Here is a 19707-nt window from a genome sequence, read left to right on the forward strand (position 1 = left end):
TCCACCGGCGGCGACGCGGATCGGAGGAAGCGTGAAGATTGCGATGGTGTCCGAGCACGCGAGCCCATTGGCTCCCCTGGGTGGTGTGGACGCGGGCGGGCAGAACGTGCACGTGTCCGAGCTCGCTGCGGGACTGGCCCGGTTGGGGCACGATGTGCGGGTATACACCCGCCGAGACGACCCCGACATTCCCCCCGAGGTGCTGATGGGGGCGGGATATCGCGTGATCCACGTTCCGGCCGGTCCGCCGGAGCGCATCTCGAAAGACGATATTCTGCCGTTCCTCGGCGAGTTCGCCGCCTTCCTGCGCGCCCAGTGGATTGCCGATCGGCCCGACGTCGTGCACGCGCATTTCTGGATGTCGGGGATCGCCGCCGAACGCGCCGCATGCGACCTCGCCGTTCCGGTCGTTCTGACCTTCCACGCGCTGGGCACCGTGAAGCGGCGCTTTCAAGGGCTGGCCGACACCAGCCCACGCTCCCGTGTCCAATCCGAGCGCCGGGTGGCGGCGGGAGCGACCCATATCGTCGCGACCTGTTCCGACGAGGTCCGCGAGCTGGGCAGGATGGGTGTGCCGCGCGAGCGCACATCGGTGGTGCCCTGCGGTGTCGACCTGTCGCTGTTCACTCCCGACGGCCCCGCCGAGGAACCCGAGTTGCCGCGGCGGATCGTCTCGGTCGGCCGCATGGTGCGGCGCAAGGGCTTCGACACCGCGATCGCGGCACTGTCGGAGGTCCCCGATACCGAACTGGTCATCGCCGGCGGTTCGGCGAGCGCCGAGGACGAAGCCGAGCAAGCGCGATTGCGGGCCGTGGCCGCGGAATACGGTGTGTCGCAACGAGTCCGGCTGCGCGGGCCGGTACTGCGGGCGGAGATGCCGATGCTGTTGCGCTCGGCCGACGCCGTCGTGTGCACGCCGTGGTACGAGCCGTTCGGCATCGTTCCCCTCGAAGCGATGTCGTGCGCGAAGCCCGTGGTCGCCACCGCGGTCGGCGGAATGCTCGACACCGTTCTCGATGGGGTGACCGGACACTTGGTCCCCTCGAGGGACCCCGCCGTTCTGGCCGAGGTCCTGTCGGGCTTGCTCGACACCCGGCAGGCGCGCCGGGTGATGGGCGAGGCGGGTCTGCAACGAGCCCGCGGACGTTATTCGTGGGATCGGATCTCCAGGGATACCTCGGCGGCCTATCGGCGGACCGCCGCCACGGCCGCTGCGGGCGTCATCGCGTCGTCCGCTCGCTGACATCAGGAGGCGCTCGCGGAGAATCAACCGACATGCCCGCTCGGCAATGTCGTCATCACCGGTGGTGCGTCCGGACTGGTCGCGGCGACGAGGGCGGGGCATATCGGCGATCCGCACGCCACCGAACCGGACCCCGGGCTGCTCCAGATCGGGACCGGTCCGGTCATCGCGGCAGCGATTCGGCAACTGCGATGTTTCGGCCCCGATTCCGGTGGTATCGCCCCGTCGTTCCATTCCCGAACGGACAGTACCGAGAGAGGAGAAACGATGAGCCAGAAGGTGAATCCCATTCAGGTGCAGAAGTATCTCTCCGGCGTGGACTATCCGTGTGACCGCCGCGATATCGTGCGCGCGGCGCGGAACAACGGCGCCGGCGCGGAGATCGTCGACGCGCTCGAGAGCATGCCCGACCGTATGTTCGACGGACCGAACGCGGTGAGCGAGGCCATGTCCTGACCTGAATGCACCTGGGCCGCCCGCACTGCGGGCGGCCCAGGCTGTATCGATGGGCAGTGCGTGTCAGAACGTGAATTGATCGCCGTACGCGGTGGTTTGGACCAGACCCGTCGCCGTCGACACCGTGGTGGAGACGAACGGGACGGCCGCAACCGGGGATGCGCATTGGGAGACGTTCAACGCGGCGTTGTTGAAGGCGATGTGGTAGGGGAACGTGGTCGTGTTGTCCAGGGTGGCCGTCGCGGTGGTGGCGGTGGTGACCTGACCGGGACCGATGTTCGCGTCCAGATTCTCGGACAGGCCCAGGAGGCCGCCGACGCTCGGCCCGAGGTCGAAACCGGGCGGCGATACTCCGGGCAGGGTCGCGCTGCCGGACGTGGTCGGCAGGGTGGGGGTGGTGGGAGTCGTCGTGGGGGGAGTCGTTGTAGGGGGAGTCGTCGTGGTGGGGGTGGTCGTGGTCGGGGTTGTCGTGGTGGTGACCGTCGTGGTGGGCGCAACACTCGTGCCGACAGCCTTGGTCTGGGTGGTCGTGGGGCGAGTTGTCGTGGTGCGGGCGGTTGTGGAGGAGGCGCCGGTACCGCTGGGGGTGGTCGTGGTCGGAGTGGCGCTGCCGGTGGTCGCGATGGGAGCGGCGGCGGTCGTCAGCGACGGTGGCGTGAACGTCGGGGAGATGCTCAATTGCAGCCCTTGGTTGGGCGAAATGCCTACGTCGAAGCCGCCTGCCACGCTGATCCCGCATCCGAGCAGGAATCCCGCCACCGCCTGACCCGAGGTGATCGGATCGCCCTCGACGTTGACCGAGAAATTCCCGGACAGCTGCGCGGCATGCGAGAACGTCATGAGATAGTTCGGCGTCCGGTCACCGGGTGGGTTCACCCCGATGTTGTCCACCGACGCGGTCAGATGGACTCCCGAGCCGGTCACGTCCGTGCCGGGTGGCTGGGCGTGACTCGTTTCGCTCCCGCCGGTCCATAAGATCGACGCGACGGCGGTAACCGCGGCGATACCCGTCGCGGCGGCGATGAGAGGACGTCGCATAGCTGGATCCTGTTCCTCGGTGTCACGGCAGCAGTCCCCGAACAGCTATCGACCGGCAAGCATAATGCGCGAACCCGCACGGACCCCGGATTCGACGCGCGCCACGCCGCCCCCCTCGAGATTTCAAGCGGGGTAGACATGGATTTCGGTCGCCTTGACCGCGGCCCATACCCGCATACCCGGTTGAATGCGCAGGTCGGCCACCGCCGCCGCGGTAATGTCGGCGAGCACAGGTGGAGCTCCGTCGAGGCGGACGCGGGTGAGATTGGCGTGGTGTTCCAGGCCGCCGACGGTCACCGGCCAGGTGTTGCGGGGGCTGCCGCCGGGTTGCTGGGGATGCAGGCTCACCGCGGTAGGCGGGAAGGTGAGGAAGACGCGGCCCGTGGCCGGAGCGGCGACGGTGAGGTGCCCGCCGTTGTCGATCTCGACGCCGGTGCCCGCGGCGGTGCCGCGAAACAGATTGAGCCCCATCAGATCTGCGACATAGTCCGACCGCGGCCGCCGGGCGATCTCGGCCGGCGCGCCCTGCTGGACGATAGCGCCCTGTTCGAGGATGACGAGCCGGTCCGCCAGCACCATCGCGTCGAGCGGATCGTGGGTGACCACCACGGTATGGCCGCGATAGTCACGCAGGTGGCGGGCCAGGTCGGCGCGCACCTGCACCCGGGTCCCGGCGTCGAGCGCGGCCAGTGGTTCGTCGAGCAACAGCAGCTGCGGGTCGGTGGCCAGGGCGCGCGCGAGCGCCACCCGCTGCGCCTGTCCGCCGGAGAGTGTGCGCGGTGTGGCGTGCGCGTGCTCGGCGAGACCGACCCGGGCGAGCTGCTCGGCGGCGCGGGCCCGCGCCTGCGCGCGCCGCATGCCGCGGGCCCGCAAGCCGAAGGCGACGTTCTCGAGCGCCGAAAGATGCTGAAACAGCAGGTAATCCTGGAAGACGACGCCGACCTGTCGCTGCTCGGCCGGGACGAACACTCCCGGCGGTTCGTCCCAGACCCGGTCGGCGACGCTGAGACGTCCACCGGTGAGCGGTTCGAGTCCGGCCAGCGCACGCAGCGCCGTGGTCTTCCCGGCGCCGTTGGGCCCGAGCAGCGCCACCACCTCACCGGGTTCGACGGTGAGCGCGAGGCCGAGGCGGAAGCGCTCCCGCCGCACCTCGAGTTCGGCCCGCAGCGTCATACCGCTCCTCGAATCCAACGCTCGCGCAACGACACCAGCACCGCGACCGACACGAGCAGCAGCACCAGGCTGAGCACGATCGCGGCATCGGGATCGGTTTCCAGCGCGAGATACACCGCCAGCGGCATGGTGGTGGTGCGGCCGGGGAAATTCCCGGCGAAGGTGATGGTCGCGCCGAATTCGCCGAGCGCCCGGGCCCAGCACAGTACGCCGCCGGCGAGCACGCCCGGCAGGATCGCGGGCAGGGTGACGCGGCGGAAGGTGTACCAGGGGGTCGCGCCGAGGGTGGCGGCGGCTTCCTCGTAGCGGGTGTCGGTACTGCGCAGGGCGCCCTCCACCGAGATGACCAGAAACGGCATGGCGACGAACGCCTCGGCCACCACCACTCCCGGCGTGGTGAACGGCAGCGAGACGCCGAACCAGTCGTACAGATACTGCCCGAGCAGCCCGCGGCGGCCGAACACCAGCAGCAGCGCCACGCCTCCGACCACCGGCGGCAGGACCAGCGGCACCGTCACCAGCGCGCGGATCACGCCCCGGCCCGGGATGTGCGCCCGCGCCAGCAGCCAGGCCAGCGGGATGCCCAACAGCAGGCAGATCACGGTCGCGCAGCTCGCGCAGATCAGCGAAAGTCGCAGGGCGGTACCGACTTCCGCGCTGAACAGCCGGTCGGTCAGGCTCGCCCACGGGGTGCGCACCAGCAGACCGATCAGCGGAATCACCAGGAACGCCAGCGCGCCGAGCGCGGGCAGCACCAGCACGACCGGCCGCCGTGCCGATACCGTCCGTCGCCGCGTTCCCGGCCTGCTCACGGGGTGTCGAATCCCGCGGCGGCGAACACCTTCTTCGCCGCATCGGAGTGCACGTAGTCGACGAAGGCGGCGGCCGCGGCGGCGTGCGGGGCCTTGGCGAGCGGTGCGATCGGATAGGTGTTGACCACCTTCGCCGATTCCGGGAAGTCCATGCCCTGCACCTTGTCGCCGGCCGCCTGCACATCGGTGCGGTAGACCAGTGCGGCGTCGACCTCGTCCAGGGTCACCTTGGTGAGCACGGCCTTGACATCCTGCTCGCGGGTGTCGGGCCGCGGGGTGATGCCGGCGATCTGGAAAACCTTCTCCGCGGCCGCACCGCACGGCACCTGCACCGCGCACAGCGCGATCCGCGGCTCGGTTTCGCCGAAGTCTGCCAGTCCGGTGATCTTGCCCGGATTGCCCTTGGGCACCGCGATTTCCAGCCGATTGCTCACGAACGTCTCCGGTTTGGCGGTGACCTCACCGGCGTCGACCACCTGCTGCATATTGGCCGGGGCCGCGGAGGCGAAGACATCGGCCGGCGCCCCCTGCTCGATCTGCTGGGCCAGTGCCGAACTGCCGCCGAAGCTGTAGACGACCTTCACGCCCGGGTGGGCGGCCTCGAAGTCGTGTCCGAGTTTCGTGAACGTCTCGGTGAGCGAGGCCGCCGCGAAAACCGTGACCGTGCCCGAGACCTGGTCCGTTCCGGTGGCGGACTTCGCGTCGTCGGAACCGCATCCGGCCAGGCCCGCGGTGACGGCCACGGCGGCCGCCGCGGCGCCGATGGTGCGCAAGATCTGCATTCTCGTCAACTTTCCGGAATTTCGACCACGACGTGGGTCGATTTGACCGAGGCGACGGCGATACTGCCGACCTCGAGACCGAGTTCGTCGACCGATTCCCGGCTGACCAGCGAGACCAGCCGGAACGGTCCGGCCTGCATCTCGACCTGCGCCATCACCGTGTCCTTGATGATGCGGGTGACGATGCCGCGCATCCGGTTGCGGGCCGAGGCGGCGACGGTGACACCGGGTTCGCGCGCCTCGGCGTGTTGACTACGCAGGACCTCGGCCAGATCCGCGCCGCGCACCCCCTTGCGGCCGCTGTCGAGCCGGATCTCCGGCAGCCGCCCCTGATCGATCCAGCGCCGCACGGTGTCGTCGCTGACCCCCAGCAGCGCCGCCGCCTCGCTGATCCGCAAATTCGTCACAATGGGAAGCATATTGCCGTGAATGCGGTACGCAAGCCCCGCCCGGTTGCGGACCGGTTACCCGATTCTCACCGGGACGCGCCCTCGTCCGTGCGGGGCCTGATATCGCAACGGCTAGGCCCACCCCGACACCACGATTCGGATCGGAAGGCAAGTCCGCCCGGCGCGGGCGCGGGTCGCCACCGCGACGGAATATCCGGACTGTGGCGTGAATTCGTCGCTATGACACCGGATTACGAGTTCTATCGGCGCCAGGCGGGCGGGCGCACGATCCCGCTGGTCGTTCTCGAACCGCGCTGAGCGTTCAGCAGTACAGGTCGACGAACCGGTCGAGGGAGCGTTCGATATCGCCCCGCAGCGCTCGTGCCACCGTCGCTCCGATCGGGCCGAACAGCGGTCGCCCACCCAGATCGATGTCGACGGTAACCGCCGAACCCGAGGCGTTCGGCGCGACCAGCAGTTCCAGTCCCAGTTTGGTGCCGCCTTTGCCGGCGCCGCTCAGCACGAGCCGGCGCGGTGGTTCGGCGGTGCGCACGGTCCAGCGCACGCGGTTGCGCAGACCCTTCACCGAGGCGATGCCCACCAGTTCGGTACCGGGAGTGAGCTCGTCGGGCACCCGGCCGCGCCACGCCTCGTGCATGATCAGCCACTGGTCGAGCTCGCCCAGATTCGCCGCGTGCGACCACGCCCGATCGGGGGAGATCGGAACGTCCACCGAGACCTTCAGTTTCGCCACGGGTGGATGGTAACCGCCGGTGATTCGGCCATCCGACCGTGGTTACGAGGCGAGTCCGGGGTCGGCGTGGATCGGCCGGTCCGTCGCCGAGAGCGGTCGCCCGGAACCGCCGCGGCGCACCGCCACGATCTCGGCGCCGATCGACACCGCGGTCTCCTCCGGTGTGCGGCCACCGAGTTCCAGTCCGATCGGTGAATGCAGCCGGCGCACCTGATCATCGCTGATGCCGTTGTCGCGCAGGTGTTTCCGTCGCTCTCGATCCGACCGCCGCGAACCCATCGCCCCCACATAGGCCACCGGCAGTCGCAGCGCTGTCGCGAGGACCGGCACATCGAATTTCGGATCGTGGGTCAGCACGCAGATCACCGTGCGCGAATCGACGTGCGTACCGGCCAGATACCGATCGGGCCGATCGCGCACCACCTCGTCGGCCTCGGGCAGACGCGCACGGTCGGCGAAGACCGGGCGCGGTTCGCAGACGGTGACGCGGTAGCCGAGCAGCCGCCCGACCCGGCACAGCGCGGTGGTGAAATCGGTGGCGCCGAAGACGATCATGCGCGGTGGCGGGGCGAAGGACGTCACGAACACCGTGCGTTCACCCTCCGCGCACCCGATGGTGCGGATCGCGCTGGTGGCGGCCTCGAGCATGGCGCGAGCATGTGCGATCACCGCCGGGTCGGCGGGCCCTCCGATCGAGCGATCCGGTCGCACCGCGACGATCGCGCCGGATTCCAGATCGCGGACCAGGGCGACCGGCCGATCCGGATCCAGCGCGACGTCGATCGTCTCGTACTCGGTCGCGGTCACCCGGTGGATGAACACCTCCAGTTCCCCGCCGCAGGTGAGCCCGACCGCGAAGGCGTCGTCGGCGTTGTAGCCGAAGGTGCGCCGGACCGGCTCCCCGGATGCGAGCACCTGCAGGCATTCCTCGTAGACCGCGCCCTCCACGCAGCCGCCGGAGAGGCTGCCCCGCACCTGGCCGGACGCGGAGACCGCCATGGTGGTGCCCAATGTCCTCGGCGCGCTTCCCTGTACGCCGATCACGGTGGCCAAGGCGTATGTGGTTGCGGCGGCATGCCAGTGCCGCAGGTGCTCGCCGAGTTCCCGCACGCCGACCTCCGATGAGAATTACATTCTCCTTCTACTGTAGCGACGTACTCAATATCGGCATATATTGTTAACCGACCCGCGAGGTGCCGGTCCTTGTCCGACGGCGAACAAGAGGGGATCAGTCCGATGACCGCGATGCGAGCCGCCCGATGACCTCGACGACAACAACCGCGAGCGCCTCCGTGGTCGGCGCGCGGATCCCGCGCATAGAGGACGCGCGCCTGGTCACCGGCGCGGGAACCTTCGTCGACGATGTGACCCGCCCGGGCGCGGCGCACGCCTGCTTCGTGCGCAGCCCGCTGCCCCGCGCGACCATCGGCACGATCGACGTGTCGGCGGCGCTGGAACTGGACGGGGTACTCGCTGTCTACACCGCCGCGGACCTCAATCCCGGTGCGCACGAGATCTCCTACGACCTGGACATGGTCGGTATGCCGCCGGTGCCGCGCCCGCCGCTGGCCGAGGAGGAGGTCCGATTCGTCGGCGATCCGGTCGCGCTGGTGATCGCCGCCGACCGCTATATCGCCGAAGACGCCGCCGAACTGGTCGTCATCGACTACGAACCGCTGGAGCCGGTGGTCGACTACACCACCGCGGAACAGTCGCCCAATCTGGTGCACGCCGGATTCGCCGGTAATTCGGCCGGGGCGATGGGCGGGCGTCCGGCCGCCGACCTGGCACCGCTGTTCGACTCCGCCGCGCATGTGGTGCGCCAGCAGATCTTTCAGCAGGCCTATCTGCCGGTGCCGATGGAAACCCGCGGCATCCTCGCCGAATGGTCGGCGTCGACGGCGGAGATGACGATCTGGATCGCCACCCAGTCGCCGCACGAGGTCCGCGCGTTCTGCGCCCGGCTGCTCGGCATCGACGAACACCAGGTCCGGGTGATCGCGCGCGACACCGGCGGCGGTTTCGGGCTCAAGCAACTGCCGCTGCGCGAGGAGACCTGCGTCATGCTCGCCTCGCGTGCGCTCGGCACCCCGGTGAAGTGGATCGAGGACCGTCAGGAGAATCTGATGGCCTCGGGCCTGGCCCGGCACGAGAACGCCGATGTGGCAATGGCTTTCGATGCGGACGGCCGGATCGTCGCGGCCTCCATCGACCATGTGCAGAACGTCGGCGCCTATCCGACACCCTCGCCGATCACCGGTGGTGTGGTCGTGGGCATTCTGTTCCCCGGCCCTTACCGCATCACCGACGCCTCGTTCAGTTCGAAGTTCCTCTACTCCAACACCGTCGGGCGGGTCGCCTATCGGGGGCCGTGGCAGTTCGAATCCGTGGCGCGCGAGGTGCTGCTCGACCACGCGGCCCGGCAGATCGGCATCGACCCGATCGAGCTGCGCCGCCGGAACATGCTGCGCCGCGACGAATTACCGTGGGCCAATCCCAACGGCATGTCCTACGACAACATCTCGCCGATGGAGACGCTCGAGCAGGCGGTCGAGAAACTGGACTACGACGCCTTCCGTGCCGAACAGTGCGCCGCCCGCGCGCAGGGCCGCTACCTCGGCGTCGGCACCTGCACGTATGTGGAACCGACCACCGGCGCGAGCCCGTTCCTCAGCACCGAGGGCGCCACGATCCGCATCGAACCGAGCGGCAAGGTCAACGTCTACGTGGCGGGTGGTTCGGCCGGTAACAGCTTGGAGACCACCGTCGTTCAGCTCGCGGCCGACGCGCTCGGGGTCACGCTCTCGGATGTGCGGACCATTCAGGGCGATACCGCGGTGACGCCGTTCGGCGGCGGCACCGGGGGCAGCCGGTCCGGATCGATGACCGCGGGTGCGATCGGGCAGACCACGGCCGTGTTGCGCGAGCGGATCGTCGCGATCGCCGCCCACCGCTTGGGCGTCGCGCCGGAGAAGATCGAGTTCGCCGACAGTCGCGCGAGCGTGCGCGGCGCTCCCGACAAGGGGCTGACGCTGGCCGAGATCGCCGATATCGCCTACTTTCAGGCCGACAGTCTGCCGCCCGGAGTGCCGCCGGGGCTCGAGGCCAACGGCCGGCACAAGACCTCGCAGATGGCGATCTGGGCCAACGCCACCCACATCTGCACCTGCGAGGTCGACATCGAGACCGGAGCGGTGACGCTGCTGCGCTACATCGTCAGCGAGGACGTCGGCCCGATGATCAACCCGAATGTGGTGGAGGGCCAGATCTACGGCGGCACGGTGCAAGGCATCGGCGGCGCGCTCTACGAACATCTCGCCTACGACGAGAGCGGAAATCCGGTCGCGACGACCTTCCTGGACTATCTGCTGCCGACCGCGATGGAGGTTCCGGATATCGAGGTCGGCCACGTCGAGACGCCGAGTCCGGGGCCGGGCAGCTTCAAGGGCGTCGGCGAGGGCGGGGCGATCGGCGCGGCGCCGGCCGTGCTCAACTCCGTCGCGGATGCGTTGTCGCCGTTCGGGATCGAGCTGCGGGAGCTGCCGCTCTCACCCGCACGGATCGTGGAGATGGTGGAGCGGGCACGTGCCGCCGGGAAGGAATCGGCATGAAACCGGCCGCCTTCGACTATCACGCCCCCGGCTCGGCCGAGGAGGCGGTGACGCTGCTGGCCGAACTCGGCGACGAGGCCAAGGTCATCGCCGGCGGCCAGAGCCTGGTGCCGATGCTGGCATTGCGGCTGGCGGTCTTCGACCATCTCGTCGACCTGCGGCGAGTCGACGACCTGCGCGGTATCGAGGCCGGGGCCTCGAGTGTGCGGATCGGTGCGGGGACCACCCACGCGGCGGTCGGCGCCTCCGCGGAGGTCCGCCGGGCGGTTCCACTGCTGCACCGGGCGACACCGCTGATCGGGCACTTCCAGATCCGCAACCGCGGCACCATCGGCGGTTCCATCGCCCATGCCGACGCCGCGGCCGAATATCCGGTGGTGGCGCTGACCCTGGACGCCGAGATCGAGGCGTTGTCACCGCGCGGACGGCGCACCCTCGCGGCAGCGGACTTCTTCACCGGCATGTGGACCACCGCGCTCGAACCCGACGAACTGGTCACCGCGATCACCTTCCCGGTCCGATCCGGGCGCAGCGGCTTCGCGATCGAGGAATTCACCAGGCGCAGCGGCGATTTCGCCATGGCCGGGGCGGCGATAGCGGTCCGGCTGGACGGGGACTCCCGCATCGACCGCTGCGCGATCGGACTGTTCGGCCTCGCGCCGACCCCGGTGCGGGCGCATCGGGCCGAGGCCGCACTGCTGGGGCGGCCCGCCGATGCGGTGGCGGCCGAGGAGGTCGGCGCCGCGGCGACCGCGGACCTGACCGCGATCTCGTCGGATGTGCACGGTTCGGCCGAATACCGCCGCCGGCTCGGTGCGGCGATGGTGGCGCGGGCGTGGGGCCGCGCGATAGAGGAGGCGAGCAATGACTGAGGTCGATATCGAGGTGCGTATCAACGGCACCCGCCGCCGCGACAGCGTTGCGGCCCGGCTGACGCTGGCCGATTATCTGCGCGACCGCTGCGGGCTGACCGGCACTCACCTCGGATGTGAACACGGCGTGTGCGGGGCCTGCACGGTCCTGCTCGACGGCGCCGCGGTGCGCTCCTGCCTGATCTTCGCGGTCCAGGCCGACGGCGCCGAGATCACCACCGTCGAGGGCATCGCGGGACCCGACGGGAAACTGTCGGCGGTGCAGGAGGCCTTCCGCGCCGAACACGGATTGCAGTGCGGCTTCTGCACGCCCGGCTTCATCGTGTCCGCGACCGCCTTCCTGCAGGAGAATCCCGACCCCACCGACACCGAGATTCGCGAGGCGATCTCGGGAAATCTGTGCCGCTGCACCGGATATCAGGGCATCGTGCGCGCGGTCCGTGCCGCCGCCGATGCGCGCGACGCCGGTGCCGAATCGTCCACCGGCGACGAGGCGGCCGATATCGCCGCACCCGCCGCGCGGCGGGCCTGATCCGACCGAGGACCTTCATGAAACTCGACAACACGTTCACCATCCCCGTTCCGGCGGCGCAGGCCTGGCCGGTACTGCTCGACCTCGAACGCATCGCACCGTGTGTGCCCGGCGCGACCATCACCTCGCGCGAGGGCGACGATTTCCACGGCCGGATCAAGGTCAAACTCGGCCCGGTGGGGCTGAGCTACAACGGGATCATCAAGGTCGTCTCGCAGGACGAACAGGCCGGGGTCGCGGTGCTCGAGGGCCGCGGCCGTGAAGCGCGCGGCAACGGCACGGCGAAGGCGACCATCACCTGCCGATTGGTCGAGAACAACGGCAGCACCGACGTTTTCGTCGATACCGATCTGGCGATCACCGGTAAGCCCGCCCAGTTCGGCCGGGGTGCGCTGGCCGATGTCGCGGGAACGCTGATCGGGCAGTTCGCCACCAATCTCGCCGACGAGATCACCGCCTCGGCACAGCCGGCGGCCGAACCACTGCGCGCCGTCACGGAGTCGCAGGACACGGGCGCGGCCACTGTCACCGCGCCACGGCAGCGCAGCGTCGCCGCCGCGCCGCGGACCCCGGCCGAGCCGCTGGATCTGCTCGCGGCCGCGGGGTCCGGAAATCTGGTGCGCTACGGCGGATTCGCGGCGGCGCTGCTGATCGTGGTGCTGGTGGCCGCGCTTCGGCGGCGAGCACGACAGGGCTGACCGGGCCGCGTCAGCGCTCGAGGTCGCCGGGCTCGTCGATATCGCGGCCGGTGGCCAGATCACCGCATTCCACGGTCTGCGCGGGGACAGTGCGCAGATAGGCGGCGGCACCGCGGTCACCGGACAGGGTCGGCAGCAGGTCGGCCCAGTGCCGGCGGGCGATCACTACGGGATGGCCGGGGCGTCCGGCGAAACTCGCGCGCGCGATACCGGACGGGTCGGCCGTCGCTCGCTCGATCACCCGGGCGACGACATTCGCGCCGACATCGGGTGTATCCACCACGTGCAGGGCGGCGTAGGTACCGTCGAGCCGCTGCGCCGCAACGATTCCCGTGCGCACCGACGCGCTCATTCCCTCGGCCCACTCCTGCGCCACCACCGTGGTGGTCGCGGGAACGGGTGGGACCTCGGCGGCGCCGAGCACCACCACGACCTCCGCGCAGCCGCCGTCGCGCAGTGCGTTCACCGCGGTGGTCAGCCAGTCGCCGACGGTGGCCTTGGGACGGCCGAATCGCCGTCCCGCCCCGGCGGCGAGGACGACTCCGACGACTCGATCCGACATGGTTGGCCTCTCGGTGGGGAAACTGCTGTGGCGCCAATGTAATAGCGGAAACGCCGGTCCTTTGTGGACTCGGCCAATTCGCCGTCGCAAGCCGCCGAACAGGCGAAATATCGTTCGCGGGCATCCTAGGATGAGTAACCGACCAACAGGCGCGAGATCAGGTAGGAGTGCGTGATGCCGTCCAAGGCGGTCGGTCAGCGTCGACGCCCGACGCAGGAGCGTGCGAAGGAAACCCGCCAGCACATCCTCGACACCGCGGCGCGGTTGTTCGGTGAGCGCGGGATCGAGAACACCTCGACCAACCGGATCGCCGCCGAGGCCGGCCTCAGCATCGGCACCGTCTACCGGTACTTCTCCGACCGCACGGTCATCGTCGAGGAATTGCTGGAACGACTGCTGGTGAGCATCGAACGCCGCTTCACCGAACGGCTGGATCGCGCGGACCGCTCGGTCGAGGATATGACCGCCGACATCCTCGCCGCCATCTGCGACGAACTGGTCGACAACGCGAAACTGGTTCGCGCCCTGGCCGCCGGAGTGCAGTTCTACAACAGCGGCATCCCCGAATTCGAACCCCGCCTGCGCCTGCTGGTGAAGGTCCTGCTGATCCAGATCCTCGGCCCCAGCGACGACCATGAACTCGACGTCATGGCCTTCGTCTTGGTGAACACCGGTTTCTCCGCGGTCCTGCGCGCCTCCGCCCTCGAGGTCGACCCCGAGGAACGCCGCGAAGCCATCGTCATGACCGCCCGCATGATCGGCGCCTGGAGCACCGCGGAAATCGAACGCCGCGTGGCGAATTCGGCCTGAGCGCTCCCTCGCGGCCACCGAGCGCGGGCCGCTGGCGGGAATACGGTGCCCGGATGACGATGATTCGAGCCGGTCGCGATCTCGCGGCGGATATCCGGGTGCGCTCGCTGTTGTCGGCGGCCGCGGGTGGCGCCTAGGTCCTGCTCACCACGACCTCGCTGGGCGAGAAGTATCCGGGCGTCGAGCGATTCCTGGTTCGCCTGGCGGCAGGTGATGACAGCGGCTGATATCGAGGTGTAGCGTGATGGCAGTCGCTGACATCGGCGGCCGCCGTGCGAGAGGTGCGGCGTATTCCTCGCGGGAAGGTCTTTCCATGCGCGTATTCATCACCGGGGCGTCGGGACATGTGGGGTCCGCGGTCGTGCCCGAACTGCTGTCAGCGGGACACGAAGTGATCGGACTGGCACGATCGGATGCCTCGGCCGCGGCGTTGGAGGCCGCGGGAGCGCAGGTGCAGCGCGGAAATCTGGACGATCCGGAGGCGCTGGCCGAGGCGGCGGCCGCGGCCGACGGCGTAATCCACCTGGCGTTCAAGCACGAGAACATGATCGCCGGAGACTTTCTCGGTGCGGCGGATGCCGATCTCCGAGTCGTCCGGGCGTTCGGTGAGGCCCTGGCGGGGTCGGGTAAGCCGCTGGTCAGTACGTCCGGAACAGGTCTGCTCGCGGCCCTGGGACGAACCGGCACGGAGGCCGACTCGCTGCCGGCTGGGCCGCGCATCGACTCCGAGAACGAGGTGATCGGATTCGCCGAGCGCGGAATCCGATCCAGCGTGGTCCGGCTGCCACCGACCGTGCACAGCACCCTCGACCGTCAGGGTTTCGTCCCCATCCTGATCGCCACCGCCCGCGAGAAGGGCGTGTCCGCCTACGTCGGCGAGGGCACCAACCGCTGGCCCGCCGGCCACACCCTCGACGCGGCGAACCTGTACCGCCTGGCGCTCGAATCCGCCCCCGCCGGCACCCGCCTGCACGCCGTCGGCGACGAAGGCATCTCGCTGCGCCGCATCGCCGAGGTGATCGGCCGCCACCTCGACGTCCCCGTCGTGAGCATCGCCGCCGAGGACGCCCCCGCCCACTTCGGTTTCCTCGCCCCCATGGTCCAGCTGGACAACCCCGCCGCGGCCGAGGCGACCACGGCCCTGCTCGGATGGAAACCCTTGCACCCCAACCTCATCGAGGATCTGGAGGAGGGCCACTACTTCACCGGGCAATAACCCGGAAGCACCGGCGGCCCACACGAGCCGCCGGCGCTCACCGCATGCGCCGTTCACACTCCTCGAACGGTGTGCCGGCATTGAAGCAGTCGGCCACACCGCTTTGGATGTCACCACTGGTCGGCGGCTCGCCGCAGAGAATTCCGCAGCGCTGATAGCCGGGGACGGCGGAACCGTCGGGGAAGTGACAGCCGTTGTCGTCGCAGGTATAGCCCCGGGTATTGGGGTCGTGGTTCAGGGGTCCTCGCGAGTAGGACCACACGTAGGCGTCCGTGCCTTCGACCTGAGTGCAATAGACGGTGCGGCCGCTGACGAGGTGGGCGCTGCCACCGTGGTCGTCACAATAGGCGTTGAGCTCGACCTCGGGGCCCGGAGCTGCGGTCGGCGACGCGGATCCGCTGCCGGGTGCAGGGACAGCCCCGGCCGGCGCGACCATCAGAATGGTCGCGGCCGCGGCGCTCACGAATCCGACGGCACATCGTCCTGTGCTCCGGAAACGCTTCGATCGGATCATCGGCCCCACCCTTCGGTCCCTGTCGACGACAGGTCCGGACGATACTTATTCGCACCGACAGCTGTCGACGGCGCCCGGACGACCCTATATCGATGCCGGCGAGGACACCGTTAACCGCGACTGCCCATCCCCGAACTACCCGACTGCGTCCATGCGCAGGGTGGTGTTCTCGGCGGCGGGGGCCAGCATGGGTTCGAGGGCGGTGGGCTGGTCGCGGTACTTCGACTCGTAGGCCTTGCGGACGCGGTCGTTGGTGTAGGAGTCGGTGACCGGGTGCAGGGTCACGTCGGTTTCCACGCCGTGGGCTCGGATCCGTGCGCCGCGGGTGTGCATGGCGTGGCGGTACCAGTCGCCGGATTGGCCGTAGGCGGAGCGGATGTAGAGATCGTTGTCGACGCGCACCACCCAGATGGTGGTCCAATCCCGCAGGGCGCCACTCTCGTAGTAGCTGGTGATCTGCAGTTCTTCGGAAGATCCGATCCGATCGAGCTGAGCGGCAGTCCAGGCCATGTCGTTAAACCTCCATCGATCGCGATGCGGTGGTTCGCCCAGGCTAGGCCGATTCCTGGCGGCGATGGGGCTGTCTCAGCGCGGTTCGGGGAAACTTTCGGCGACCGCGGCGATCAATGCGCCGGCCCAGCGGTCGAGGATCCGCGCGCCCTCGGCGGCGTCGGCGGTGGTGGGATCGCCGAGTATTCCGTTGGCGCTCACCGCTTTCACCCCGCCGGACCGCAGCCGCGGCATCAACTCCCGCAGCGGCCGGGTGGCGCCGGGTTCGGCGCGGTGCATCGTCACCCGCGCCGGGGCCAGGTGGAGCATGACCGAGGTTTCCCCGTGTCCGGCGTGGGTGTCGTCGGCCGGACCGGTCGGCGACCACACCAGCGTCGATCGGCCCTCCGCGGTGAGCAGGCGTTGGGCGGCCCGCAGTGGCCCGAGGTTTCCGCCGTGCCCGTTCACCAGGATCACGCCCGCGAATTCGTCCGCCGAGCGCACCAATTCGACGATCAGCAGTTCCAGGGCGCGGTGCCCGATCGACAATGTCCCCGGGAATCCGGCGTGTTCACCACTCGACCCGTACGGAATCTCCGGCGCCGCAACGATATCCGGACGCGTGGCGACCAGACGGCGGCACAGTTCCTTCGCCACGGTGGTGTCGGTGCCCAGCGGCAGATGCGGTCCGTGTTGTTCGGTCGCGCCGAGCGGAATCGCCAGCAGCGGCGCGCGGTCGGCCTCGGCGAGGTCCGCCGAGGTCAGATCAGCCAGACGCATCACTGTCTCCGTCGGTTCGATACAGCAGCGGCACCACCGGCTCGGCGGTCCGCGCCCGCAGACAGCCGGCCCACACTCCCGTCCCGTAGGCGAGATCGTCCGCGATGCGCAACAGTCCGGCCCGCGGATCCGGCCCGGCCGCCACCGCGCGGGCCACGACCGGCAGGTAGGCCGCGAGCAGCAACCGGCGGCCGCGGCGGCTGAACAAGGCCGCCGGCCACCAGATTCGGCGCAGCGCATCGGCGAGCTGACGCACCGCGGACACTTCGGCCTCGCCGACCACCGTCGCGGCCATCGACGCCGGCAGCCCGGCGGTACGCAGCCGCCGCAGCTGCCGCACCGGTTCGACGGCCGTCACGATGCCGAGCCCCGGGCGGCCCAGCGCGATCGTGGCCCAGCGGAACGCGGTGCTGCGAGGCAGGCGCGCGCAGTACAGGTGTCCTGGATGTCGCCGCGCCAGGACAGCGGCCGAGGTGCCGTAGTCGTAGCGCTGCCGCAGCCATGCCCGCAGCGTGGTGCGCGGCTCGTGCCGCACGACCGAATCGGGTTGATAACGAACGACTTTCCCGTCCCCCACGAGCCGCCAGACCAGATCGACATCCTCGCCGTAGCGCAGGCTTTCGTCGAATCCGCCCGCTCGTTCCCACGCCGACCGCCGCACGACCAGCGCCGCGGTCGGGACATAGGAGATGCGCCCGCCCGGCCGCACCACCGCCGGTTCGCCACCCATATCCAGGCTCGACCGATGGGCCTCGTAGCTGCCGAGCACACCGTGCTCGAAGGTCCGCACCCGAGGAGCCACGGCCGCGACCGCGGGATCGTCGAACAGCGGCAGGAGCGGGTCGAGCCAGCCCGGGTCGGGCACGATATCCGAATCGAGAAAGGCGATCAGCTCGGTGGCGACCGCGCGGCATCCGCTGTTGCGGGCTGCCGCCGGGCCGCGCGCGGACGCGTGCCGGACGATCGTCACGGTCGGTGTCGCGTGCGTGCGGTCCCCGTCCTCGGCGACACCATCGGTGATCGGCTCGGCCGAACCGTCGTCGACCACGATGCGGGAGCTCACGTCACCGGTCGCGGCGAGCAGCCGAGTGAGTCCAGGGAGGTTGTCCTTGACCGGGACCACGACCGTGACATCGGCTGTGGTGTGCCGGCCCTGCCCGACTGCCGGGTGCGCGATGCCCGCCGCCAGCATCCGCTGCGCCAGCGCCTGGGCGCTCGCATCACCGCCGACCGGCTCGCCCGCGAACCACGCCCGCACTCGACGGGCGCCGGCGGGAGAGAGGCGCAGCATTCGTAGCGGACTGCCGCCCAGCAGTACTCGTCCGTCGGGCGAGGACCGCAACCGCGCGTCCGGACGCAGTGTGACGGTCACAACGGCACAACCTCCATCGGCACGACCCGGCCGGCACCGGCCGCGTCCGGAACGAACCAGACCAGGCTACGTGTGCCGCCGGAGGGGGTGGCCGGTGGATCTATTCGATGCCGAGTGTCACCTCGGTCGATTTGATCAGCACCTTGACCGTCGAGCCCTCGGTGAGGCCGAGATCGTCCACGGCATCGCGGGTGATCGACGAGGTGATCTCGTCGCCGCCGGTGAGGCGGACCCGCACGACTGCCATGGCCTCACCGCGAGTGACCGAGACGACGGTGCCGTCGAGTTGGTTTCGGGTGCTCAGGCGCATGCGGCGACCATACGCCCGCGACCTGCTGCCGCGAGGGAGGACGGAGTCGGCGCGCTCAGCCGATCTCGCGGAGGGCCGGCGCGATCGACGCCAGCTGTTCGATACCGGAGGCGAATTCGGTGCCGATCGGTGGCAGCAGCACCACATGGTCCGCCCCGGCGTCCAACTGGGCGCGGATCGTGGCCGCGATGGATTCCGCGCGGCCGTGGGCGACGAGTGCGTCCACGACCCGGTCACCGAGTTCGTCGATTTCGATTGCCGGATAGCCCAATTCGACGAGTGTGGCGCGAAACGACGGCCAGGCGGACCAGGTTCGCACCACCTCGCGGGCGGTCGCGCGGGCTCGCCCGCGATCATCGTCCACGACCACCGATTGACCCACCACCAGCAGTTTTCCGGGGCCGAGCGCGTCCCGGGCGCGCGCGGTATGTTCCGCGGGCAGGCCGGCCGGCAGGGCGCCGTCGGCGATATCGGCGGCGAGCGCGAGCATCTTCGGACCGTTCGCGGCGAGAATGCGGGGATAGGACGTCTCGGGCGCGGGTGGCCAGGTTTGTTCGTCCATTCCCGCCACGTAGTCCCGCATCGTCGTCAGCGGGCTGCCGAATTCGCGGCCGACGCTGTCGGCCTGCTGCGGATACCCCACACCCAGGCCGAGCACGAATCGCCCCGGATACGCCTGGGCGAGGTAGGCGGCGGCGCCGTGCGCGGTCTGCGGCGCCCGAGCCCAGATGTTGGCCACGCAGGTTCCGGCCGTCATCCGTTCGGTGGCGGCGAGCAGAACGGCCAGGTGCGCGAAGGCGTCCTTGCCGATCACCTCGTTGGTCCATACCGCCCGAACGCCGGCCTCTTCCAACCGGCGGCCCGCGCTGCGTTGCTCCTGCGCCGAGGGAGTCCGGGTGAACGACACCGGGAGGGTGACGCCAACGCGTCCCAGCGCGCTGCGTGCGGCTTCCACGACGGTGGTGCTTGTCATCGTTTGTCCCTCCTGGGATGTACGGCGATTCGTTGAAATGAGTTGTGCTGGTGAGGAATACGTAGGTCTCGACGGGTGTCTCGGGTTCGGCGTCCGGTAGTGCCACCCGGTGTCGCGGACCGGCCGCCGGTAGCGAAACCGGTGTCGCGGACCGGCGGCTGCTGGTGCAACCGGTGCCACGGACCGAGGGCGCGAAGGCAGTGTCGTGGGGCGTCGGCGCAAGGTGAGTCACGATCCCGTCGACGCCGCCGCCGGATCTCCGCCGGTAACTCACTCTCGCACCGGCGACGGACGCGGTGCCAATGAATCTTTCGTCTGACG

22 protein-coding genes are annotated in these 19707 nt (G+C 69.6%); 8 read left to right on the plus strand and 14 right to left on the minus strand.

Translation table 11 applies throughout. The features are described from left to right. The first annotated feature begins 31 nt into the window (after positions 1-31). Together IG65_RS0101080 and IG65_RS0101085 are read left to right on the plus strand one after the other, a co-directional pair. Entirely contained in the window at positions 32-1243 is a 1212-nt protein-coding gene (locus IG65_RS0101080; RefSeq protein ID WP_030512888.1) for a glycosyltransferase, read from the plus strand. Positions 1244-1510: 267 nt separating this feature from the next. Next, positions 1511-1699, plus strand: coding sequence for a DUF2795 domain-containing protein (locus IG65_RS0101085; protein ID WP_030512889.1), 189 nt, complete (start codon positions 1511-1513; stop codon positions 1697-1699). A gap of 63 nt (positions 1700-1762) precedes the next feature. On the opposite strand, the gene IG65_RS35645 is transcribed toward IG65_RS0101085, so the two are convergent. The 7 genes from IG65_RS35645 to IG65_RS0101120 all read right to left on the minus strand — a co-directional run bounded on the left by IG65_RS35645 (position 1763) and on the right by IG65_RS0101120 (position 7757). After that, positions 1763-2737, minus strand: a complete 975-nt coding sequence (locus IG65_RS35645) for an MspA family porin (RefSeq protein ID WP_051755096.1) — start codon at positions 2735-2737, stop codon at positions 1763-1765. A gap of 123 nt (positions 2738-2860) precedes the next feature. Further along, positions 2861-3910 (minus strand): ABC transporter ATP-binding protein, encoded by a 1050-nt coding sequence (locus IG65_RS0101095; protein ID WP_030512891.1) that lies wholly within the window; start codon positions 3908-3910, stop codon positions 2861-2863. Continuing rightward, complete coding sequence (modB, locus tag IG65_RS0101100) at positions 3907-4722, minus strand: molybdate ABC transporter permease subunit (protein ID WP_030512892.1); 816 nt, start codon at positions 4720-4722, stop codon at positions 3907-3909. Before modB ends, IG65_RS0101095 begins: the two co-directional genes overlap by 4 nt. Continuing rightward, positions 4719-5504 (minus strand): molybdate ABC transporter substrate-binding protein, encoded by a 786-nt coding sequence (modA, locus tag IG65_RS0101105; RefSeq protein ID WP_030512893.1) that lies wholly within the window; start codon positions 5502-5504, stop codon positions 4719-4721. Before modA ends, modB begins: the two co-directional genes overlap by 4 nt. A gap of 5 nt (positions 5505-5509) precedes the next feature. Beyond that, the gene (locus tag IG65_RS0101110; protein ID WP_030512894.1) at positions 5510-5911 is read right to left on the minus strand and encodes a molybdopterin-binding protein; all 402 of its coding nucleotides are present in this window, start codon (positions 5909-5911) and stop codon (positions 5510-5512) included. A gap of 304 nt (positions 5912-6215) precedes the next feature. Next, positions 6216-6647, minus strand: coding sequence for an SRPBCC family protein (locus tag IG65_RS0101115; protein ID WP_030512895.1), 432 nt, complete (start codon positions 6645-6647; stop codon positions 6216-6218). A gap of 42 nt (positions 6648-6689) precedes the next feature. Continuing rightward, entirely contained in the window at positions 6690-7757 is a 1068-nt protein-coding gene (locus IG65_RS0101120; protein WP_030512896.1) for an XdhC/CoxI family protein, read from the minus strand. A 149-nt stretch (positions 7758-7906) separates the two neighbouring features. Between IG65_RS0101120 and IG65_RS0101125 the strand changes: the two genes are divergently transcribed. From IG65_RS0101125 to IG65_RS0101140, 4 genes are read left to right on the plus strand one after another with little or no spacing between them, the layout of a single operon-like run. Then, positions 7907-10258, plus strand: a complete 2352-nt coding sequence (locus IG65_RS0101125) for a xanthine dehydrogenase family protein molybdopterin-binding subunit (RefSeq protein ID WP_030512897.1) — start codon at positions 7907-7909, stop codon at positions 10256-10258. Beyond that, positions 10255-11130 (plus strand): xanthine dehydrogenase family protein subunit M, encoded by an 876-nt coding sequence (locus tag IG65_RS0101130; protein WP_030512898.1) that lies wholly within the window; start codon positions 10255-10257, stop codon positions 11128-11130. Before IG65_RS0101125 ends, IG65_RS0101130 begins: the two co-directional genes overlap by 4 nt. Further along, positions 11123-11662: a (2Fe-2S)-binding protein gene (locus IG65_RS0101135; protein WP_030512899.1), complete on the plus strand. Its 540-nt coding sequence runs from the start codon at positions 11123-11125 to the stop codon at positions 11660-11662. The genes IG65_RS0101130 and IG65_RS0101135 overlap by 8 nt, the downstream gene beginning before the upstream one ends. Before the next feature lie 17 nt (positions 11663-11679). Continuing rightward, positions 11680-12360, plus strand: coding sequence for an SRPBCC family protein (locus IG65_RS0101140; protein ID WP_030512900.1), 681 nt, complete (start codon positions 11680-11682; stop codon positions 12358-12360). Positions 12361-12370: 10 nt separating this feature from the next. On the opposite strand, the gene IG65_RS0101145 is transcribed toward IG65_RS0101140, so the two are convergent. Then, positions 12371-12922 carry an NTP transferase domain-containing protein gene (locus IG65_RS0101145; protein WP_030512901.1) on the minus strand — a complete coding sequence of 184 codons (552 nt, stop codon included), beginning with the start codon at positions 12920-12922 and terminating at the stop codon, positions 12371-12373. A 174-nt stretch (positions 12923-13096) separates the two neighbouring features. Here IG65_RS0101145 and IG65_RS0101150 point away from each other — a divergent pair, with 174 nt between their 5' ends. Continuing rightward, positions 13097-13732 carry a TetR/AcrR family transcriptional regulator gene (locus IG65_RS0101150; RefSeq protein ID WP_030512902.1) on the plus strand — a complete coding sequence of 212 codons (636 nt, stop codon included), beginning with the start codon at positions 13097-13099 and terminating at the stop codon, positions 13730-13732. A 313-nt stretch (positions 13733-14045) separates the two neighbouring features. Further along, a complete protein-coding gene (locus IG65_RS0101160) occupies positions 14046-14948 on the plus strand; it encodes an SDR family oxidoreductase (RefSeq protein ID WP_030512903.1) in 903 nt (300 codons plus the stop codon). 37 nt (positions 14949-14985) lie between these two features. Here the strand turns inward: IG65_RS0101160 and IG65_RS0101165 are convergent, their stop codons facing one another. From IG65_RS0101165 to IG65_RS0101190, 6 genes are all read right to left on the minus strand, one after another. After that, positions 14986-15411 (minus strand): hypothetical protein, encoded by a 426-nt coding sequence (locus IG65_RS0101165; protein ID WP_156055449.1) that lies wholly within the window; start codon positions 15409-15411, stop codon positions 14986-14988. A gap of 186 nt (positions 15412-15597) precedes the next feature. Beyond that, a complete protein-coding gene (locus IG65_RS0101170; protein WP_030512905.1) occupies positions 15598-15972 on the minus strand; it encodes a DUF2255 family protein in 375 nt (124 codons plus the stop codon). A 75-nt stretch (positions 15973-16047) separates the two neighbouring features. Continuing rightward, positions 16048-16731 carry a mycofactocin biosynthesis peptidyl-dipeptidase MftE gene (mftE, locus tag IG65_RS0101175; RefSeq protein WP_030512906.1) on the minus strand — a complete coding sequence of 228 codons (684 nt, stop codon included), beginning with the start codon at positions 16729-16731 and terminating at the stop codon, positions 16048-16050. Next, complete coding sequence (gene mftF, locus IG65_RS0101180; protein WP_051755097.1) at positions 16718-18103, minus strand: mycofactocin biosynthesis glycosyltransferase MftF; 1386 nt, start codon at positions 18101-18103, stop codon at positions 16718-16720. Before mftF ends, mftE begins: the two co-directional genes overlap by 14 nt. A gap of 100 nt (positions 18104-18203) precedes the next feature. Continuing rightward, complete coding sequence (locus IG65_RS0101185; protein WP_030512908.1) at positions 18204-18413, minus strand: molybdopterin-binding protein; 210 nt, start codon at positions 18411-18413, stop codon at positions 18204-18206. Between the two features lie 55 nt (positions 18414-18468). Then, complete coding sequence (locus IG65_RS0101190; RefSeq protein WP_030512909.1) at positions 18469-19386, minus strand: TIGR03620 family F420-dependent LLM class oxidoreductase; 918 nt, start codon at positions 19384-19386, stop codon at positions 18469-18471. Positions 19387-19707: the final 321 nt, after the last annotated feature.

The organism is Nocardia sp. NRRL WC-3656, from assembly GCF_000720265.1.
Lineage (GTDB): Bacteria > Actinomycetota > Actinomycetes > Mycobacteriales > Mycobacteriaceae > Nocardia > Nocardia nova.